Origin of the sequence: Corallococcus macrosporus DSM 14697 (genome assembly GCF_002305895.1) — a bacterium.
In the GTDB taxonomy this organism is placed as follows: Bacteria; Myxococcota; Myxococcia; order Myxococcales; family Myxococcaceae; genus Myxococcus; species Myxococcus macrosporus.
In genome coordinates, this window is the sequence record NZ_CP022203.1 from 2,254,663 (window position 1) to 2,270,569 (window position 15,907).

General features: G+C 68.7%; 20 protein-coding genes. All 20 read right to left on the bottom strand.

Features of this window, described 5'->3' with window-relative positions:
• Nucleotides 1–7: 7 nt before the first annotated feature.
• The 20 genes from MYMAC_RS09560 to MYMAC_RS09660 all read right to left on the bottom strand — a co-directional run bounded on the left by MYMAC_RS09560 (nucleotide 8) and on the right by MYMAC_RS09660 (nucleotide 15,882).
• Nucleotides 8–2,701 (bottom strand): phage tail tape measure protein, encoded by a 2,694-nt coding sequence (locus MYMAC_RS09560; RefSeq protein WP_095957869.1) that lies wholly within the window; start codon nucleotides 2,699–2,701, stop codon nucleotides 8–10.
• Between the two features lie 3 nt (nucleotides 2,702–2,704).
• Nucleotides 2,705–2,896 carry a hypothetical protein gene (locus MYMAC_RS09565; RefSeq protein WP_095957870.1) on the bottom strand — a complete coding sequence of 64 codons (192 nt, stop codon included), beginning with the start codon at nucleotides 2,894–2,896 and terminating at the stop codon, nucleotides 2,705–2,707.
• Nucleotides 2,893–3,666: a hypothetical protein gene (locus MYMAC_RS09570; RefSeq protein WP_095957871.1), complete on the bottom strand. Its 774-nt coding sequence runs from the start codon at nucleotides 3,664–3,666 to the stop codon at nucleotides 2,893–2,895. The genes MYMAC_RS09565 and MYMAC_RS09570 overlap by 4 nt, the downstream gene beginning before the upstream one ends.
• A gap of 58 nt (nucleotides 3,667–3,724) precedes the next feature.
• Nucleotides 3,725–4,438, bottom strand: coding sequence for a MerC domain-containing protein (locus tag MYMAC_RS36760; RefSeq protein ID WP_141619464.1), 714 nt, complete (start codon nucleotides 4,436–4,438; stop codon nucleotides 3,725–3,727).
• Nucleotides 4,425–4,856: a MerR family transcriptional regulator gene (locus tag MYMAC_RS09575; protein ID WP_095961547.1), complete on the bottom strand. Its 432-nt coding sequence runs from the start codon at nucleotides 4,854–4,856 to the stop codon at nucleotides 4,425–4,427. The genes MYMAC_RS36760 and MYMAC_RS09575 overlap by 14 nt, the downstream gene beginning before the upstream one ends.
• 78 nt (nucleotides 4,857–4,934) lie before the next feature.
• Nucleotides 4,935–5,396 carry a phage tail protein gene (locus MYMAC_RS09580; RefSeq protein WP_095957872.1) on the bottom strand — a complete coding sequence of 154 codons (462 nt, stop codon included), beginning with the start codon at nucleotides 5,394–5,396 and terminating at the stop codon, nucleotides 4,935–4,937.
• Nucleotides 5,371–6,147: an HNH endonuclease gene (locus MYMAC_RS38615; protein ID WP_095957873.1), complete on the bottom strand. Its 777-nt coding sequence runs from the start codon at nucleotides 6,145–6,147 to the stop codon at nucleotides 5,371–5,373. The genes MYMAC_RS09580 and MYMAC_RS38615 overlap by 26 nt, the downstream gene beginning before the upstream one ends.
• The gene (locus MYMAC_RS37725; RefSeq protein ID WP_338026012.1) at nucleotides 6,144–6,911 is read right to left on the bottom strand and encodes a phage tail sheath family protein; all 768 of its coding nucleotides are present in this window, start codon (nucleotides 6,909–6,911) and stop codon (nucleotides 6,144–6,146) included. The genes MYMAC_RS38615 and MYMAC_RS37725 overlap by 4 nt, the downstream gene beginning before the upstream one ends.
• The gene (locus MYMAC_RS38550) at nucleotides 6,817–8,352 is read right to left on the bottom strand and encodes a phage tail sheath protein (RefSeq protein WP_095957875.1); all 1,536 of its coding nucleotides are present in this window, start codon (nucleotides 8,350–8,352) and stop codon (nucleotides 6,817–6,819) included. Before MYMAC_RS38550 ends, MYMAC_RS37725 begins: the two co-directional genes overlap by 95 nt.
• 322 nt (nucleotides 8,353–8,674) lie before the next feature.
• Complete coding sequence (locus MYMAC_RS09605; protein WP_095957877.1) at nucleotides 8,675–9,577, bottom strand: IPT/TIG domain-containing protein; 903 nt, start codon at nucleotides 9,575–9,577, stop codon at nucleotides 8,675–8,677.
• Nucleotides 9,577–10,182, bottom strand: a complete 606-nt coding sequence (locus MYMAC_RS09610) for a hypothetical protein (protein ID WP_095957878.1) — start codon at nucleotides 10,180–10,182, stop codon at nucleotides 9,577–9,579. The genes MYMAC_RS09605 and MYMAC_RS09610 overlap by 1 nt, the downstream gene beginning before the upstream one ends.
• 7 nt (nucleotides 10,183–10,189) lie before the next feature.
• A complete protein-coding gene (locus tag MYMAC_RS09615; RefSeq protein WP_095957879.1) occupies nucleotides 10,190–10,831 on the bottom strand; it encodes a hypothetical protein in 642 nt (213 codons plus the stop codon).
• On the bottom strand, nucleotides 10,828–11,136 hold the full coding sequence (locus MYMAC_RS09620; RefSeq protein WP_095957880.1) for a hypothetical protein: 309 nt from the start codon (nucleotides 11,134–11,136) through the stop codon (nucleotides 10,828–10,830). Before MYMAC_RS09620 ends, MYMAC_RS09615 begins: the two co-directional genes overlap by 4 nt.
• Complete coding sequence (locus MYMAC_RS09625; protein ID WP_095957881.1) at nucleotides 11,133–11,657, bottom strand: hypothetical protein; 525 nt, start codon at nucleotides 11,655–11,657, stop codon at nucleotides 11,133–11,135. Before MYMAC_RS09625 ends, MYMAC_RS09620 begins: the two co-directional genes overlap by 4 nt.
• Nucleotides 11,657–12,295: a hypothetical protein gene (locus tag MYMAC_RS09630; protein WP_095957882.1), complete on the bottom strand. Its 639-nt coding sequence runs from the start codon at nucleotides 12,293–12,295 to the stop codon at nucleotides 11,657–11,659. Before MYMAC_RS09630 ends, MYMAC_RS09625 begins: the two co-directional genes overlap by 1 nt.
• A 1-nt stretch (nucleotide 12,296) precedes the next feature.
• Nucleotides 12,297–12,674 carry a hypothetical protein gene (locus MYMAC_RS09635; protein ID WP_095957883.1) on the bottom strand — a complete coding sequence of 126 codons (378 nt, stop codon included), beginning with the start codon at nucleotides 12,672–12,674 and terminating at the stop codon, nucleotides 12,297–12,299.
• Between the two features lie 337 nt (nucleotides 12,675–13,011).
• Nucleotides 13,012–13,623 carry a phage major capsid protein gene (locus tag MYMAC_RS09645; protein ID WP_095957884.1) on the bottom strand — a complete coding sequence of 204 codons (612 nt, stop codon included), beginning with the start codon at nucleotides 13,621–13,623 and terminating at the stop codon, nucleotides 13,012–13,014.
• A gap of 45 nt (nucleotides 13,624–13,668) precedes the next feature.
• Nucleotides 13,669–14,361 (bottom strand): hypothetical protein, encoded by a 693-nt coding sequence (locus MYMAC_RS09650; RefSeq protein WP_095957885.1) that lies wholly within the window; start codon nucleotides 14,359–14,361, stop codon nucleotides 13,669–13,671.
• On the bottom strand, nucleotides 14,358–15,710 hold the full coding sequence (locus tag MYMAC_RS09655; RefSeq protein ID WP_095957886.1) for an XkdF-like putative serine protease domain-containing protein: 1,353 nt from the start codon (nucleotides 15,708–15,710) through the stop codon (nucleotides 14,358–14,360). Before MYMAC_RS09655 ends, MYMAC_RS09650 begins: the two co-directional genes overlap by 4 nt.
• Nucleotides 15,703–15,882, bottom strand: a complete 180-nt coding sequence (locus MYMAC_RS09660; protein WP_095957887.1) for a hypothetical protein — start codon at nucleotides 15,880–15,882, stop codon at nucleotides 15,703–15,705. The genes MYMAC_RS09655 and MYMAC_RS09660 overlap by 8 nt, the downstream gene beginning before the upstream one ends.
• Nucleotides 15,883–15,907: the final 25 nt, after the last annotated feature.

The following is a 15,907-nucleotide window of genomic DNA, read 5'->3' on the forward strand; positions in this document are numbered from 1 at the left end:
CCGCCTTTCAGTACGCCGGCATGGGGGAGAAGCTGCGGGAGGCTGCGTCTCTCTCGGCGCGCGCCGTGGCCTGGGCAAGCACCTCGCCGTCCACCTGCAGGCTGACGAGGACGGGCGCGGCGGGAGTCGCGGCCGGCTGCGAGGAGAGCACCTCGGGCTGGGGCAGCGAGGCCTGGAGGGCCGCCACCGCCGGCATGGACGAGGACTCCAGGGGCCAGTCCACTGGCGAGGTGGGCGAAGCGGTGGCGACGACGGGCGACGGTGTGGCGGCGCTGCCGGTGGAGTCCTCGAGGCCGAAGGCGACGGACAAGTCCCGGTGGAGGCCCAGCCGGGCAGTCCGCAGCGCCTGCTGCAAACCGGTGTTCGCTCCGAAGAGGCTCGCCACCGCGTCCACGACGCCGAGGATGGCGCCCACCAGCTCCAGGAGGACGCCGGAGATTGCGTCGACCGTGCCGAAGACGATGAGCCTCAGCCCCGTCCAGGCCTCGGCCCAGTTGCCGGTGAGGGCGCCCCCCAACGTCAACACCACGCCCCAGAAGACGTCGACGATGCCGGAGAAGGCCGCCAGGGCGGCGTTGAGGATGCCCCCCACCACCGACACCACGAGGGAGACGGCGGACACCAGCACGCCCACGACGGTGGTGATGTTGCCGATGGCAAACCCGATGGCTTGCCCCATGGCCACCCAGATGCTGCCGCCTTCCCTCGCGGCGGAGCTGGTGCCCAGGAGGCCAGAGAGCGCCCCGCCGAGGACGCGGCCCAGGTGCGCCAGGCTGCCCAGGAGGACGTCGACGCCGGCCTTCATGTAGCCCCACTGTCCCGCCAGGCCCTCCACCACTTCCGCGGCGGCCGTCAGGCCCCTGACGACGAAGTCGAAGACGCGGGCGAGGGCGCGCCCCACCGTGGCCCCCGCGTCGCCGAAGGCGGCGAACTTCGCCGCCGCCGTGGCCGCGTCGTCCCGCTCGGAGAGGACGCCCAGCGCCTCGCCCACACGCCGCAACGTCGCCTGGAATGCGTCGAGGGTGGGGCGTGCGGCTTCGAGCCCGGAGGAGAAGCCGTCGGCCAGGCCGGAGAAGAAGCTGTGGACGCGGTGTGCCCACAGGTAGAGGTTGATGAGGAAGTCGTTCAGGCCGGCGTTCTGCGCCTGGCCCAGTTCCTCCCGCACCGCGCCGGAGAAGCCACCGTCCTCGAAGAGCTGGACGAGGCCGCGGAAGGCGAGCGTCACCTGCTCCTGCACACGCCGCGCGAAGTCGCCCAGGCCACCGAGGTTGTGACGGAAGGCGTAGGCGAGGCCGGCCACGGCGACACCCAGGAGGACAACAGCTGCTACCGCTGGCAGCACCGTGGCCAGGAGGCTGCCCAGCGTGAGGCCCAGCACCTTGAGGCCCACCACCATCAGCGCCAGGCCCACCTTCGCGGCGATGACGGTGCCGACGAGAGTAACCAGGCCGCCAGCTCCGAGCGCGAAGGCTGCGAAGGCGCGCTTCACCGGGCCAGGCAACGCCTGGAAGACACCCAGCACCTGCTGCACCGTGCTGGCGACGAGGGTGACGAGGGGCTTCAAGACTTGGGCGAAGGGCTCCCCGAGGACGATGGCCAGCGTCTCCAGGTTGCCGGCGAGCAGCGTCTTCTGGCCCTCGAAGGTGTCCAGCATCTGCTTGCGGAACGCCTCGGCCGTGCCGCCCGCATTCTCGAACTCATCGCGCAGGTACTTGAGGGCCTCGGCGCCGCGGACGACTTCGCCGGTGTCCTTGCGGATGCCGTTGGTGAACTGCGTGAGGATGGCATTCACGCCGCCCAGCGCCTCGCGGCCGAAGGCCTTCAGCAGGAATGCGGAGCGCTGTGCCTCCGTCATGCGGCTGAGGGCCGGTGCCAGCTCGTCGAGGATGCCGAGGAAGGAGAGGAAGTTGCCTTTGGAGTCGGTGACGGCAACGCCCAGGCCGCGCAGGTGCTCTTGCACCTGCGGGTCCGCCATGCGCTCCATGGCGACGGCCACGGCGGTAGAGGCGCGCTCTACGCCGGGGACGACGTTCTTCACGAGGCCCAGGGCGATGAGCGTCTCGGGCAGGGACTGGTTGAGGGCCTGCGCACCACGCGCGGCGGTTCCGAGGGCCAGGGGCAACTCATTCGCGCTGAGGGCGAAGACGTTGACGGCCTGGAGCATCTGGTCGACGGAGAGGGCTGCCTTGTCGGTGGAGATGCCGAAGGCCTTCATCGCCTGCGACGCCAGGCCCGCCGCTCCCTGGGGTGTCAGTTCCCCCAGCGAGCCACCGGCCAAATCCAGGACGGGCTCCAGCAGCTTCATGGCCTCAGCGGCAGTGAAGCCGGCCTGGGTGAGCTCGCGCAGGCCCAGCACCGACTCGGTGGGGGTGAACTGCGTGGCGAGGCTTGCTTGGATTGCCGCGTCCCGAAGCTGCCCAAGCACCTCGGCCGAGGCACCAGAGACGGCGGCCACGCCCGCCACGGCCTGCTCAAATTGGCCTGCAGTGTTGGCCAGGGACAGCGACGCACCAAGGGTGACGGCGCCCGCCGTGAAGAGGGCCATGGCGACGCCGAGCCGCTGGAAGGCCCCTTCGATGCGCGCGGTGCCCAACCCCACGCGCCTGTCCAGGCTCATGAAGTTGCGCTCCACCCCTTGAAAGGTGCCAGAGGCCAAGTCCCGTGCCGTGAAGACGAAGCCCAGGCCGAGGTTGTTGAGCATTCGCTACCTCCGCTTCGCGGCCTTCTCCAAGGCCTTCGCCTCGCGACTGCGCTGCTGGCCGATGCGCTCGAGGAGCCAGTCCCTGTCCGAGGTGGGCAGCTCCAGGGCGTCACCGAGGGGAGCTGCGAGGCCGCTGCCTCCGTGCTGGTGCCAGCACAGTTGGAAGAGGCCCTCGCGCCATGTCTCCAGCGTCACGCGAGGGAAGAGGTGGAGCGCTCCCGGCGCCTCGTCGTCCGCTGCTTCCCCGGAAGGAAGAAGCCCCGGTCGAAAGGGAGCTCCACCTCCTGGCGCATGAAGCACTCGGGGCACTCGACTTCGAGCGTCGTGTCCACCCCGCAGTCGACGCGGTCGAACTCGTCGACGAGGAAGTCCGCGTCGCGCAGGCTCAAGTCCTCGAGGAAGCGGCGCTTGTCGCGCGCGTCCACGCCGTCGACGTCCAGCACCCGGTAGGCGAGGACAGAGGACAACAGCTTCTCCGGCGCCGCGCGCTGCAGCTGCGGCAGGCGCCGCTCGTCCTCACCCGTCAGCAGCTTGAAGCGCACGCGCTTGCCGGCGTCGGGCAGCGTCGTCTCGAAGCGGTTGCCGGCCATGAATGCCGCGCGACTGGCGTCCGAGAGGGCGCGTACCGGCAACTGCGTCAAGTCCAACTCCCAGTCGATGCGGACCCGGCAGGCGGCATTCTGGCAGGGGACGGCGAAGACGTAGTCGGGGCCGTAGGTGAGGACGCGCACCCGGAGGAGGGCGAAGAAGCGGTCCCCCTGCAGCACCTGGCCCCAGTCCACCTTCCCGTCGGCGAAGGCGTAGGGGCCTGCCTCTTGAGTCTCCTCCCAGCACGCGGAGAGCAGCTCATCCACCTGGCCGCCGCTCTTCGCCAGCTTGCGGTCAGCGAGGACCCGCTCCTCCCGCACCTTCATGCCGCGAATGCGGCCCGTCAGCCCCGAGGGGCACGAAACGATGTCGGCCATATTTGTCTCCCGGAGACACAAAGCCCTCGGGAGGCGAATCGGGGACATCGCCAGGTTGTCACTCCATGGGGGCACAGCTACAGGAATCAGGTGCGTGGGCGGCTTTCTTCGGCCGACTGCTCCACACGGCGGCTCCGATGAGGAGCGCGGTGCCCGTGTATACGACTGCATCCACTTCCAGTACGAACTTGCCGATAAGGACGGCGGTTGCTGCCGCTGCGCCGAGAACGAGCGGACCGAGGCTGCGGTGCCTCCGCGCTTGGTAGGCGAGGCTCCCGAGGGCGATTAGCAGCGTGCCCGCGGTAATCGGTAGAAGCCACGCCGCGCCCATCAGGAAGGGTACTCCGAGTGCACTGAGTACACCGGCATAGGCGGGCCAACACGAGGGACAGGCGACGACAGGTAGCGCGGAGCTGAGCACGCTGGGCAGAATCGCGAGGCTGCTGCCGAAGCCTTTTCGGGGGCTTGCGAGCGGCGAAGCTTGCAGCGCAGTCACGATGGCGTCCATGGGAGGAGCGCCTCGAACGTCGCTCCCCATGTAGATGCGACATGCCGAGCCGCCTGCCGGCGCGTCTCCCGTGACGTCGCGGCCATCAACGAGAATGGTAGGAGAGCCGTATCCGCGAACGTGGGCGGGAGCATTCTCCGCGGTGACGTCGTGCTCGGACCATGACGGCGACAGGCCGACCGTCGCGAAAGCGCGCAGGAGCTGCTCGCGGGCAACAGAAATGTTCGGGCAGTCAGGGAAGAACAGGAGTTCAACGGTCGGCATGTGCAGTTCCTTCGGAATCGAGTGCATCGAGGAAGGGGCACGCGCTTGTAGGGCCTGTCCCAGTGCAGGATGCGGCGAGCTTCGCGAGGGCATCTCGCACCCGCTGAAGCTCTGAGAGCTTGGCATCGACATCGCTGAGTTTCTCAACCGCGCGAGCCTTCACATCCGCGCACGTCTTGCCGCGCGTAACGCGCAGCGATAGCAGCTCGAGAATCTCCTTGAGGGTGAATCCGAGCACCTTCGCGGCCTGCACGAAGCGAATGCGTCGCACCGTGTCGGCGGGGTACTGCCGGTAGCCCGAAGCATTTCGAGCGGGCCTGGGGACGAGCCCTTCTTTTTCGTAGAAGCGCACAGTCTCGACGCCGACCCCAGCGCCGCGCGCGACTTGACCGATGCTGAGACGGTCCTTGGAGTCCATGCCCAAAGCATGGACCCTGTAGTGCACTACGGAGTCAAGAGGTGCGGCGAGAGTACCTAGAGCCAGGCGCTTGGCCGCCTAGCGTGTGAGCTCAAAGAAATCGTAGGTGAGGGTGACGCTTTCGATGACATTTTCATCGGACTCGTTGTCCCACTCGCCTGCGACGAACTTCACCGGCCAGGCGCGGGAGAGGCTCCACCGGCGCAGCGTGGTGCCGTCTCTGTCCTGCTGGACGATGTCGAGGTTGCGCTTGTAGAGGCTGTCCGGCAGGCCCAGTCCGCTGGCGGTGTGGACGACGTCCTGGAACCAGTCGAAGAGCTGGTGGTCCTGCGTGGCGCCTCTCTCCAGGGTGACGTCGGAGAAGGTGAGGCGCCCCGGGGACTTATTGGGGATGAGGCTGCCGCCCTCGAAGTACTGGACGTTGGCAACCTCGACGGACAGCTCGCTGCACTTCTGGAAGCCAGCGTGTGAGATTGAGTCCGCTTCAACAACGAAGCGGAATCGCTTATGAAAACTACGCGGGTTGCCGATGATGGCCATCTGCTTCTCCTGCTCGTTCGTTGCGCCTGCGTTCCCAATACCGTTCCCGGTCTCGACGGCTCTTCTCTTTGTGGCAGTCCACACAGAGCGTCTGCCCGTTGGATGCCGTGCCATCACCGGCCTCACATACGGGGATGACATGGTCCGTGGTGAGGTTTTCAGTGCTTCCGCAGGCTCGACAGCGGTAGCCGTCACTTTGGAAGATTTCGCGCCGAATGCTCGGAACTAAATATTGCCCGCCTCGGCCAGAGCGAACCAGGGAGCGGTCAGCAACCCAGTTCGGATGGTTCTCACGGACGCGAAGTCGCAGCATGCATTCGCGGCGAAAGGATGGAATCCCATCTCGGTAGTATGAAGGATGGATTCTGATGGTGCGTCCGCACCCACAGGCGCATGAGTGCTCGCCTTGTTGCTCGCGCACCCACCCGGCAATGTTCTTCGCGCGCGGATGCGTCACACGCAGGGCATGGCCCCGCTTGAAGCGGGGAAAGCCCTTGCGGCGATGTTGACGCGACGGTTCGAAGGATTCTCCGCAGCCGCACGCACAGAAATGCTTGCCTCGATTGTCAGCAACCCACTGCTCGAAACCCGTCTTGGCGTTGTGTCCAGGGAGAAAACTTGGAATGCGGTTGGGCCGCGGGTCTTTGCTCATTTCGAGGCGACCGCTGCAACCACAGAAACAAGAGTGCTCGTAGAAGCGAGGGCCGAGGGGAGCAGAAGCACGAGGAGGCGGTTGAGGAGAGGGTGTCATCCAGCCAGCTCCGCTTCCAGGGCGCGGGTGTCCTGAGAAACCCGCAGGACGATGAACTCGGCGGGCTTGTTGGTAGCGAGCCCAATGCGCGCCACCAGCTTGCCGGCGAAGACGACGGACGGCGGGTTGAGGGCGTCCGAGACGTCGACGAAGAAGGCCTTGGCGGGCTCCTGGCTGCGGAACGCGCCATTCTTCATCTGGGCGAGGAGGAAGGCGGCAATGGAGCGCCGCACCTGGGCGCGCAGCCCTTCTGTGTTGTTGCGGTGCCGGGCGAACTGCAGCCCTGCCTTGAGACTGCGCTCGATGAAGGACACACCCCGCCGCTCGGCGACGTAGGGGAAGTTGCCGCTGGCCTTCAGCGTGCGCGAGCCGTCGATGAAGCGCGGCAGGCCCGGCCCCGTGGTGAGGGGATTGATGCGGCGGGGGTAGACGAGGTCCCTCTTCTTTTCGTCCAGAACTTCCTTAGACTCGAAGCCGAGGACGCCGAACATTCGCCCGGCTTCGATGCCTGCGGGGGCGTCATACACACCGCCGGGGCGCGCGGAGTCGTTGCGCGCGAAGACGCCGGCGATGATGCCGGAGGGCGGGACGACGAGCTGCTCCACGTTGCCGAAGACGCCGCGGGCGGGGTTGAGCACCTTGACGCGGGGCCAGTAGAGGGCCGCATGCTCAGAGAGGCCTTCGAGGGCGGCCTCCTGCGAGACGTAGGAGACGATGTCCGCCGCGCTGTAGCCCGCGGGCGAGTCCAAGAGTGCGAAGGCCAAGCCATCGCGGGCCACCTCGCAGTAGCGCACCATGGCGTTGTGGACGGCGGGCGTGGCGCGCCCGGGCACCAGGAGGAGGGAGACGTCTTGCACCGCGTCGAGCGCGTAAAAGGCCGCTCCCGCTGGCCTCGGAGCCGATGAAGTCCGTGTCGTCCAAGCCGACGAGGCCGTCCGCACCGCCCGAGAGGGCCACCGTCTGCACGTCGAGGAGCGCGTCCGGTTGCACCATGAAGGCCCGGACGTAGGTGGAGCCGGTGCGCTCGTCATTGAGGACGCGCTCGACGTAGCGTGCGTCGCCCCGGGCCGAGGAGAGGTTGGGGAAGGACTCGCGGTAGGCACCGTCCTCGAGGACGAGGACGTCGAAGGCGTCGGGCGAGCCATTCGTCGCGAGGCGCACCTCCACCTCGATGCGGTTGGCGTAAGTGCCCGCGTCCTTGGCCTCCAGGTGGAGGGCGTCCACCGCCCCTGAGGCGTCGCCCGTGTGCAGCAGCGCGTCCAGGCCGAGGGCGGAGCCCGCGTCGCCCTGCGCAAGCAAGGAGGCTCCAGGCCCCGTGGACTGGGTGAGCACCTGCAGAGTCCCGAGTGAGGAGGGCGCCACGCGGACACCCGCCACGGCAGCCTCCATGAGGGCCCGTACCTCAGCCAGCTCGACGGCGCGCAGACTCTGGACGTTGCCGCTACCCACCTGGGGGCCGAGAGGGAAGCCGAAGGCGGCGCCAGCCACCTCGTCGCCTACCTCCAAGCGGCTGGAGACGCCCCGGGTGTCGCTGGCGATTCTCAGCACACCGTCCTCCACGGTGGCGCGCCCCCCAACGATGCTCGCGTTGAGGACGGCGGCCACCTCCTGGGCGGTGGCCTGGGCCATGTCATCGAAGTCTCGCTCGGTGAAGGGGATGAAGACGTCGCGCCCGTCGTCGACGCGCACCCGGAGCGACTGTCCGGCGGTGAGGGCGTAGGGCCCGGGGCGGCCCGCGGAGACAGAAGCCGCGGCGCCGGAGAAGACGACGTCCACCGCCTCGGCGCCGTTGACGGATACTCCCAGGCGCTGGCCGTCTCCGAGGGTGAAGGGAGGCCGCAGGGTGCCGCGCACGACAGCAGGCGTGGGCCCGCCTCCCGTGGTGAGGGCCGCCGCCGCGCGCGTGGCCGTGTGCGACTCGGGGTCGAAGGCGTCCTCGTAGTGGACGGTGCGCACCACCCAAAGGTGGCTGCCGCCATTTTCGAAGAAGCCCATGGCGGCCAGGGCCAGGTCGGAGTCCGGGGTGAAGCCGCCGAAGGTGGCCTGGTACTCATCGAAGGAGGTGCACAGCACGGCCTGGCCAATGGGGCCACGCTCCGCCAGGCCGACGGCGCCAGCCACGGAGGTAGGGGCGGCGGGAATGCCGCGGATGCGCGGCTCCTCCTCCTCCACGACGATTTTCGACGACAGCAACTCACGACTCATGGGGCACCTCGCTTCTTCCGAGACACGCGCGCAGACGCTTCCGGCGCGGAAAGGGGCGGAGACGACACAGGGGATGGGGATGCCGGTCGCTTCAGGACGACCTCGCCCCGGCGAATGGCAGCCGCCACCAGAGGCACGGAGAGGACGGCCTCAGGGACGTCCTCCAGCGTGACGCCCGTGGCCAGGGTGAGGGAGGAGGGCAGGCGCCGGCCGCCACGGCCTGGCTGCACGCCGCAGGCGCATGCGCCGCGCGCCACGCAGTACGACTCATGGGGCAGGAGGAAGGTGGCGAGCCTGCCCACGGCATTGGTGAGGGTGACACTCATGAGGTGCCTCCAGAGAGAGAGTCGGTTTCGAGGTGCGTCCCGGCGACGGCCTTGCCGATGTCGAGGGGCAGGCCCTCGTCCACGTCGAAGCCGCGCACCACCAAGCCCCAGGTGAAGGCGCGCACGTCGTCACGGCTGCCCAGTTGCGTGCGCACCTCGCCGTCCGCGTCCATTTCCCAGCGGACGGTGCCGAGTGAGGCGTCCTCGGCGTCCCTCGGCATGGCCAGCCAGCGGTTGCGGTTGAGGAAGGTGGCCACGGCGGCCATGAGGTTGAAGAGCTCGGCGGTGCGCTCGGAGGCCACCGTGAGGGTGAAGGCCAAATCCACCGTGTACGCGGGGCGCCTGCGCACCAGCTCCGTGCCGGAGGGGCCCTGCACCACGTCCTCATGGAGGACGTTGGTGGAGTAGCGACGACTCTCGCGCAGCGTGGGGCCTGACAGCACCACCGAGGGCAGCGAGGCCATGGCAATGACGTTGAGGCCGTCGGCCACCGTGTCGTCGTAGTCGACGGAGACGCTGGCACTGACGTTGGCCACCACCTGCCGCTTCAACTCACGCAGCAGGGTGCGTACGAGGCGGGTGAGGTCCGCTTCCTTCGCAACGCGCGGGCGCAGGTAGCGGTACGCCCCCGGAAGGACAGCGGCCTCGCCTGGAATGGGGCATCCGTCCGCGGAGAGGTTGAGCACCTCCACGTCGACGGTGCCCACCTCGTGGACCGGCGTCCGCACATCCGCGAAGTGGGTGCCCGCATCTTCACGGATGGAGAGCACCTCCGCGCGCAGTCCGCCCAGGCGCACGGCCACGTGTGCCGCGAAGCCGACGCCAACGAGGCGGAGAATGTCGCCGCCGCTGGTGGGGCCCGAGGAGGGCGTCACGGAGGTAAGGGAGGGGACGGCCATTACCCGGGACCTCCGAGGCCCAGCTCCTTCGCGACGCGTGCGAGGAAGCGGCGACTGGCGCCTTGGCGAAACCGTGCGAAGGCCGGCCGGAGGAAGGGGCGTGCCGGTGTCTGCGTCACAATGACGCCGCGTCCACTGCCGCCGGTCCGTGACTGGCCGGCCAAGCCGGCTTGGCGCAACAGCGAGAAGAGGAAGCGCCGCATCTTCGGCGTCATGGGGATGGCGACGGGCGGACCTCCGTACTCCTGCAGCTGCGCCACGTCGACGAGGGATTCGCCGTCTGGACTCTTCGCCGAGCGCGACACGCCGATGAAGGCCTCGTCACCTTCCACGACGACGGAGATGGAGTTGCGCAGCGCGCCGGAGACGAGGAGGGCCTTCGTCCCGTTGAAGCCTGCGAGTTGGCGCGCCGCCAGGGTGAGAGGGGAGGGTGGGCGGAGTGGCTCGCCACCTGGCGCCTGCTGGGAGAGGCCCTGCACCACCTCCTTGCGCAGGGCATGCGCCTCCTGGCGCAGGGCCGCCTGCATCGCCCCCTCAAGGCGCGACGAGCCCGCCTCCAGCAGCTTACGGGCCCGTGCCCAGTCTCCGGTGCGCGAGACGGCCATGGGCGTCTCAGCCCTTCTTCGCCCGCAGGTGGGGGACGTGCGAGTTGAACCACTCGAGGGCCACGTGGGTGGCCTCACTCACCACCGCACCGTGGCGGACGGACACCGAGGTGAGGGCCAGGGTGTGCGCGGCGACTTCGACGTCCTCCGGCCGGCAGCCGTAGTGCTTGAGGCCCTCGGCCATGGGGCGCACGGCGGGCAGGGTGCCGTAGCGCCAGTAGTGCAGCTCCAGGTTGCAGGTGTACGCCTCGGCCTCGTAGCGCGCGCGCGCGGAGGAACTGGTGGCGTAGGCCAGCTCGTAGCTGGGGCCCTCCTCGTCATGCTGGACGACGTGCTGGTGCTCGTGGACGCACACCACCACCTGGGCCCACAAGTCCCAGCCGGACTTCGGCGTGCCCACCTCGAAGGGCAGGTAGAGGGTGCGGCCCACGGTGGTGGCGTAGCGCTGGAGGAAGCGCTGCCTGTCGAGGATGCCCATGCGTTGAAGCACTTCGGCCGCAAGCTGCATTTCGAGGGAGTCGGCCTTGTTGGCCGTCTTGGTGCGGAAGCGCTCCTGCATGTACTTCCAGAAGGCCCACACCTCCGCGGGCTGGATGTCGCGCTGGAAGAGGCCGCCCACTCGGGGGAGGGACTGGAGGTAACCCTTCACAGGACACCGCCTTTCTCGGCGCCCGCGTCCACGGTGCCGGCGTCGAAGGTGCCCGCGTCCACGGTGATGGGCAGGCAGGTGTGGCCGGCGACGCCCTCTTCGTTGACGTAGGTGCAGGTGAAGGCTGTGCTGCTGTGCTCGCTGACCGCGTCGCAGTCGGCCAGTGGCTGCCAGTTGTCGTCGCCGTTGCAGATTTCGGCGACGTTGCCGGCGCAGCGCGTGGACACCGGCGCGCAGCCGTCCGGCGCGCGGCAGCGGGTGAGGAGGGCGGTGGCGAGAAGTGGGGCGAGTAGCAGTGCTTTCACGTGAGTCCTCGGGCTTGGGGCCTGTCGTTGAAGGTGACGAGCAAGAGATTCCGGCGAGGCCTCCGGCGGTGGAGTCCGAAGCCCGTGGGGCGCGCCTCCGTGACGTACAGCCCGGGGGGCGTCCTCACGGCCTGCACGAGGGCGCCCGCGACGTCGTAGAGGGCGCCCAGCCTGTCACTGGGACGGATGAGGGCGTCACCCGTGGCCGCATCGACGAGTCCGAGGCGCTCCAAGTCTCGGAAGTGGAAGACGAGTTCGAAGCTCGTCCGGGGGCTGTTGCCGGAAGGAGTCATGCGCAATGACTCAAAGGCATCCGGCTCCACCTGGCAGGGGACACGCACGGGCGGAAATTCGCGACGGAAGGCATCGGCAAGGCCGTCGTCGTCCGAGTCCTCCAGCACCGGCTCGCGGAAGTCCGCGTCGTACCCGCTGGCATGGGGGCTCGGGCCCGGGCTCGCCATGGCGGCGGTGTCCAAGCGGTGCAGCTCCGCGAGGAAGGGGAAGATGAGTCTGCCCCTCATCAGGCCACTCCGGGCAGGGAGGGCTTCACATAGGGGGCGAGGAGGGTGTCCACCTCCGGCTCTCCGGTGAGAGGCCGCACCGCGGGGCGGACACTGTCGAGGCGGTAGCTCTGCTCGCGCGTCCTCTCCTCCACCACCCGCCAGCGCGTGCGCTCCTCCAGGGAAGCCTCGTCCGCCAGCGGCGAGAGGCTGCGAAGGACGAGGAGCATGCAGGCGCGGCGGATGGCGGGCGGTGTGCGACCCTCGGGCGTCCCGTCCGCTTCGGTGTAGCCCCAGCGCGCGCCTACGGTGATGTTGTCCTCGCCGCGCGGGAAGACACGGCCATGGCGGAAGGTGAGGCGAGGCCCGTCGAAGCCCGCGCCTACCGGAGCGCCCACCACCACCAGGCGCTCCTTGGAGAAGGACACGTCCGCCCCGTACATCGCCAGGCGGTAGAGGCGGATGGGCGGTACCGGCAGCCAGAGGGACGGGGTGCCGCGCCCGTCGAGGTGCAACGTCGCCGAGCGCGGCTCGAAGTACCACCCTGTCACCTTGTCGATGGTGCGCGTCGCCTCTTCCAGGAGGACGGCCAGGCGGGTGTCGCCCGCCATGGCCGGTGTGACGCCCTCGGCGCGCATGTCGGCCACCGTGGCGTACACGTCAGTCCTTCTCCCGCTTGGCGCGGCGCGTGTCCTTCTCCTCGCTGGCCTTCGGCAAGTCTTCCGTCGTCATCGTGCCGGCGGGCCGCGCCGCACTCAGCTTCAGCTCGTCGCTGGCGCTGCGCTTCACGCGGGCCTCGTCGGCCTCAGTGACGTCGAGGGCCTTCGCCTCGGCTTCCGTGCAGACGTCGAAGGCGAGCGGCGAGTAGGTGTCACCGGGCAACTGGTGGACGGTGCGCAGGTAGTCCGCCACCGGCTTCTCCACCCGGTACCAGCCGCGCTCCTCCTGGAACTTGATGCCGGCATACGTGTAGCGCCGCAGCACGTGGCCCCGGCGCGCGTCGTAGGCCTTCAGTCGGACGAGATGGGAATTGTCCATGGTGGGCCTCACAGCTGCACGTTGATGGCCTTGGCCGTGCCCGGCTCCTCCGCGAACTTCGCGTCGAAGCGCAGCGTGGCCACCACCTTCAGCGTCCCCTCGGAGATGTCGCGCGCCGACTCGAGCCGAATCTGCCGCCAGATGCCGACGTGGATATTCTTGGGGTTGCACAGGAGGATGGCCGTGCGGTCATTCGTCGCGCCGAGGTTCTCCGGCCAGAGAGGAATGGGCCGCAGCGGGACGCCCGAGTAGAGGACCGGCGCGTCGCCCTCGAGGAACTTGTCGCCGACAGCCGTGGCCCGCTCCGCCAGCGTGCTGCGGTAGTCCAGGTCCGCGTCTACGCTGGTAAGAGGAACCCCATGCTGCTCTTGTCGCGCAGATGCTCCGAGGGCAGCGACTTGAGCAAGTCGCCGAGGACGTCCTTGGAGATGGGGGCGCCGGCCGCGTCCACGACGTTGCTGGTGGCCTGCTTCAGCACGCCATCCATCGTGGCGAGGAAGGCGTCCGAGGAGGCCGTGTCCCCGTTGACGAGGATTTCCTCCATGTCGCGGCTGATGGCGTCCGCCATCATCTCCATGAGCGTCTGGCGCAGCTCGCCGCGCTCGATGGAGTCCTCCAGCACCTCGTCGGAGAGGCGCACCTCGCCCTTGAAGAGCTTGGCGTCCAGCTCCACCTGGGAGAGGTCGGGCTTCACGCGCTGGGCGGCGGGGACGGCGGTGGCTTCCTGGCCGGGGCGGAGGATGCGGCTGCCGAATTTCAGTTTGCTGAACTGCTGCTTGGGGGCAGCCATGGGCACGACGGTGCATTGCTGCAGGAGCACCGACTGCTTGATGAGCAGGCGCATGAACTTCTGCGCCTGGGCGGGCTGGAGGATGCCGCCGCCCGCCGTGAGGTCGGCGAGGGCCAGGTCGGCCTTCTCCAGGAGGGTGCGATTGTCGAGACGACTCATGAGGGCTTCCTTGGGCGGTGAGGCTTCCTGGGTGCGGGTGGGACGTCAGACGTCGTGGAAGGAAAGCGCTTTGTCGACGCTCTCCCGGTTGAGGGGCTTGTTGAGGTCGAGCGGCCAGCCGACGTCCTCGACGATGGGCTTGGGCGGGCGCTCCGCGGGGGCGGTGCTGTTGGGCAGGCCGAACTGCTTCTCGACGCGGCCGAGGCGCTGGTGCTGCTCCTTCACGGAGCCCTCCAGCGCGCGGACGGCGTCGGTGAGCTTCATCAGGCCTTCCATGACGCCAGAGGCGTCGGGGCCCGGCGTGGGCGCGGGTGCGGGCGGAGCCGGCGGCGGAGTCGGAGCGGGGTTGGCGGCCTTGGCGCGCGCCTCGACGTCATCCTCCTCGTCCTCGTCCTCCAGCGTGTCGGCCAGCGCGCGCAGGTGCTGGGCCACCTCCACCACACGCACGCCGTCGATGCCGTCCGTGGAAGCCAATGCCTCGACGAGGGCCGTCACCGCTTCGAGGGCTTGCTGGGCCGTGGCGAGGAGCGCGTCATCGGCCTTGGACGTGTCCGAGGTGGTGCTGGTGGCGCCCTCGGCATGCGAGGTGTCCTGGGGAGCGTCGTGCATGGTGTCTCCGTCTCGCTTCACGAGGAGGAAGCGGTGCTTGTTGGCGGCCCTGTCCACGAGGGAGACCTCCTCGACCACCATGTCGACGAGGCGGTGGACGGAGGCGGAGCCTTGGGTGGTGCTCGTCATGCGGCCTCCGGCTGGGAGTCAGCGGCAGGTGTGTCGGAAGGGGGCGGCTCGGTGGCAGGGGTGGCCTCGGGGAGCCGGCGCGCGGTGCCGCCAATGCTGAAGCCCGTTAGCTGCCCGTCCTTCACGCGTTGCCAGAGCTCGTCCGAGAGGACGCGCACGGCGAGCAGCCAGGTGCCCTTGCGCATTGGCACCTCGCCCAGGTTGAAGTCGACGGGCGCCAGGTAGCTCTCCAGCACCTTGACGTGCCCGTTGACGCGCATCTGGTGCATGAGGCCCAGGCCGCCAAACTCCTCCATGAAGCGGTGCGCGGCCTGGCGAATCTCCGCGGCGGAGTAGACGTCGCCCTGCGCGTCCACCGTCTCCGGCTCCAGGACGATGCCCAGGACGTAGCGCTCGTCGTCGGGCGCGACGCCCTTGAGGAGGGACGTCGTCGTGATGAAGGAGGCGGTGTCGGGCGACTCCTCCGGCTGCCAGTCGTCCACCGTGAAGTCCGGGCCGCCTTCCAGCGCCTTCGCGGCGGGCTGGTAGTTGGAGACGAGGAGCTGCGTCAGCACGGAGGAGCCGCCCACGCCGCGCATGGCGGCGATGGTGCGAGGCGTCCGGATGCGCTTCACGAAGAAGTCGGAGCCCTTCAGCAGTCCGGGTAGCTTGCCCCGGATGCCATACGTCATGAGCCAGCGGCCCTTCAGCGACTTGAGGACGCCGTAGAAGCGCTCCTCGTCGAACTGGCCCTCGCCGACGTCGACGTTGTAGCCAGGGTAGGGTGGGTCCAAGAAGAGGACGGTGTCCCTCCCGTCGTACTTGCGGACCACCTTCTCGTAGTCGCCGCCGTGCACCTTCACGCGCTTGAGGCGTGGGGCGAACTGCTCAATCCGCGCGAGCGTCTTTGCCTGCGTGCCCGCGCCGCTGGGGCTGAAGCTGCGCCCGCGCAGCTTCCCGTAGGAGAAGTGCGTCAGGTAGAGGAAGCGGTGCAGGCGCTCCACGTCCCCCTTCGGCTTGGCGTCGAAGAGGCTCTTGAAGGTCTTCTCGTCGCCCACCCACGGCAGCTTCTTCAGCTTGGCCAGATTCGCGGGCGTCAGCTTCTGGATGAGCCGGTACGCGTCGGCGATTTCGGTGTCCGCGTCGTTGATGGCCTCGACGTCCGAGGGGGCCTTCTCGAAGAGGACGGCGGCGCTGCCGGCGAAGGGCTCCACATACGTCTTGTGCGCGGGCAGCATCGCCACCAGGCGCTTCGCCAGGCGCTTCTTGCCCGCGGGGCTGCCCCAGATGGTTTTCTCCACCGGCTCACCCTGGAGAGACTCCAGGACGTGTCGGGCCCGAGCGAGGGCTTTGGCGAGGGTGTCACCCATCGCAGAGGCCCTCCGGGTCGAAGCCCCACGTCAGCTCTCCTGAGGTGGGGAGGTTGAGGTCGCGAGGCCAGACGACGGGCGTCGCCTCGGCCTTGGTCGTGGACTCCGGCGTTGTCGTGTTGCCCTCCGGCGTCGGAGGTGAGGTGGGAGTAGGTGTCGGGGTGGCCGGCATGGCGTTTCGTCTCCGAAAGAGACAA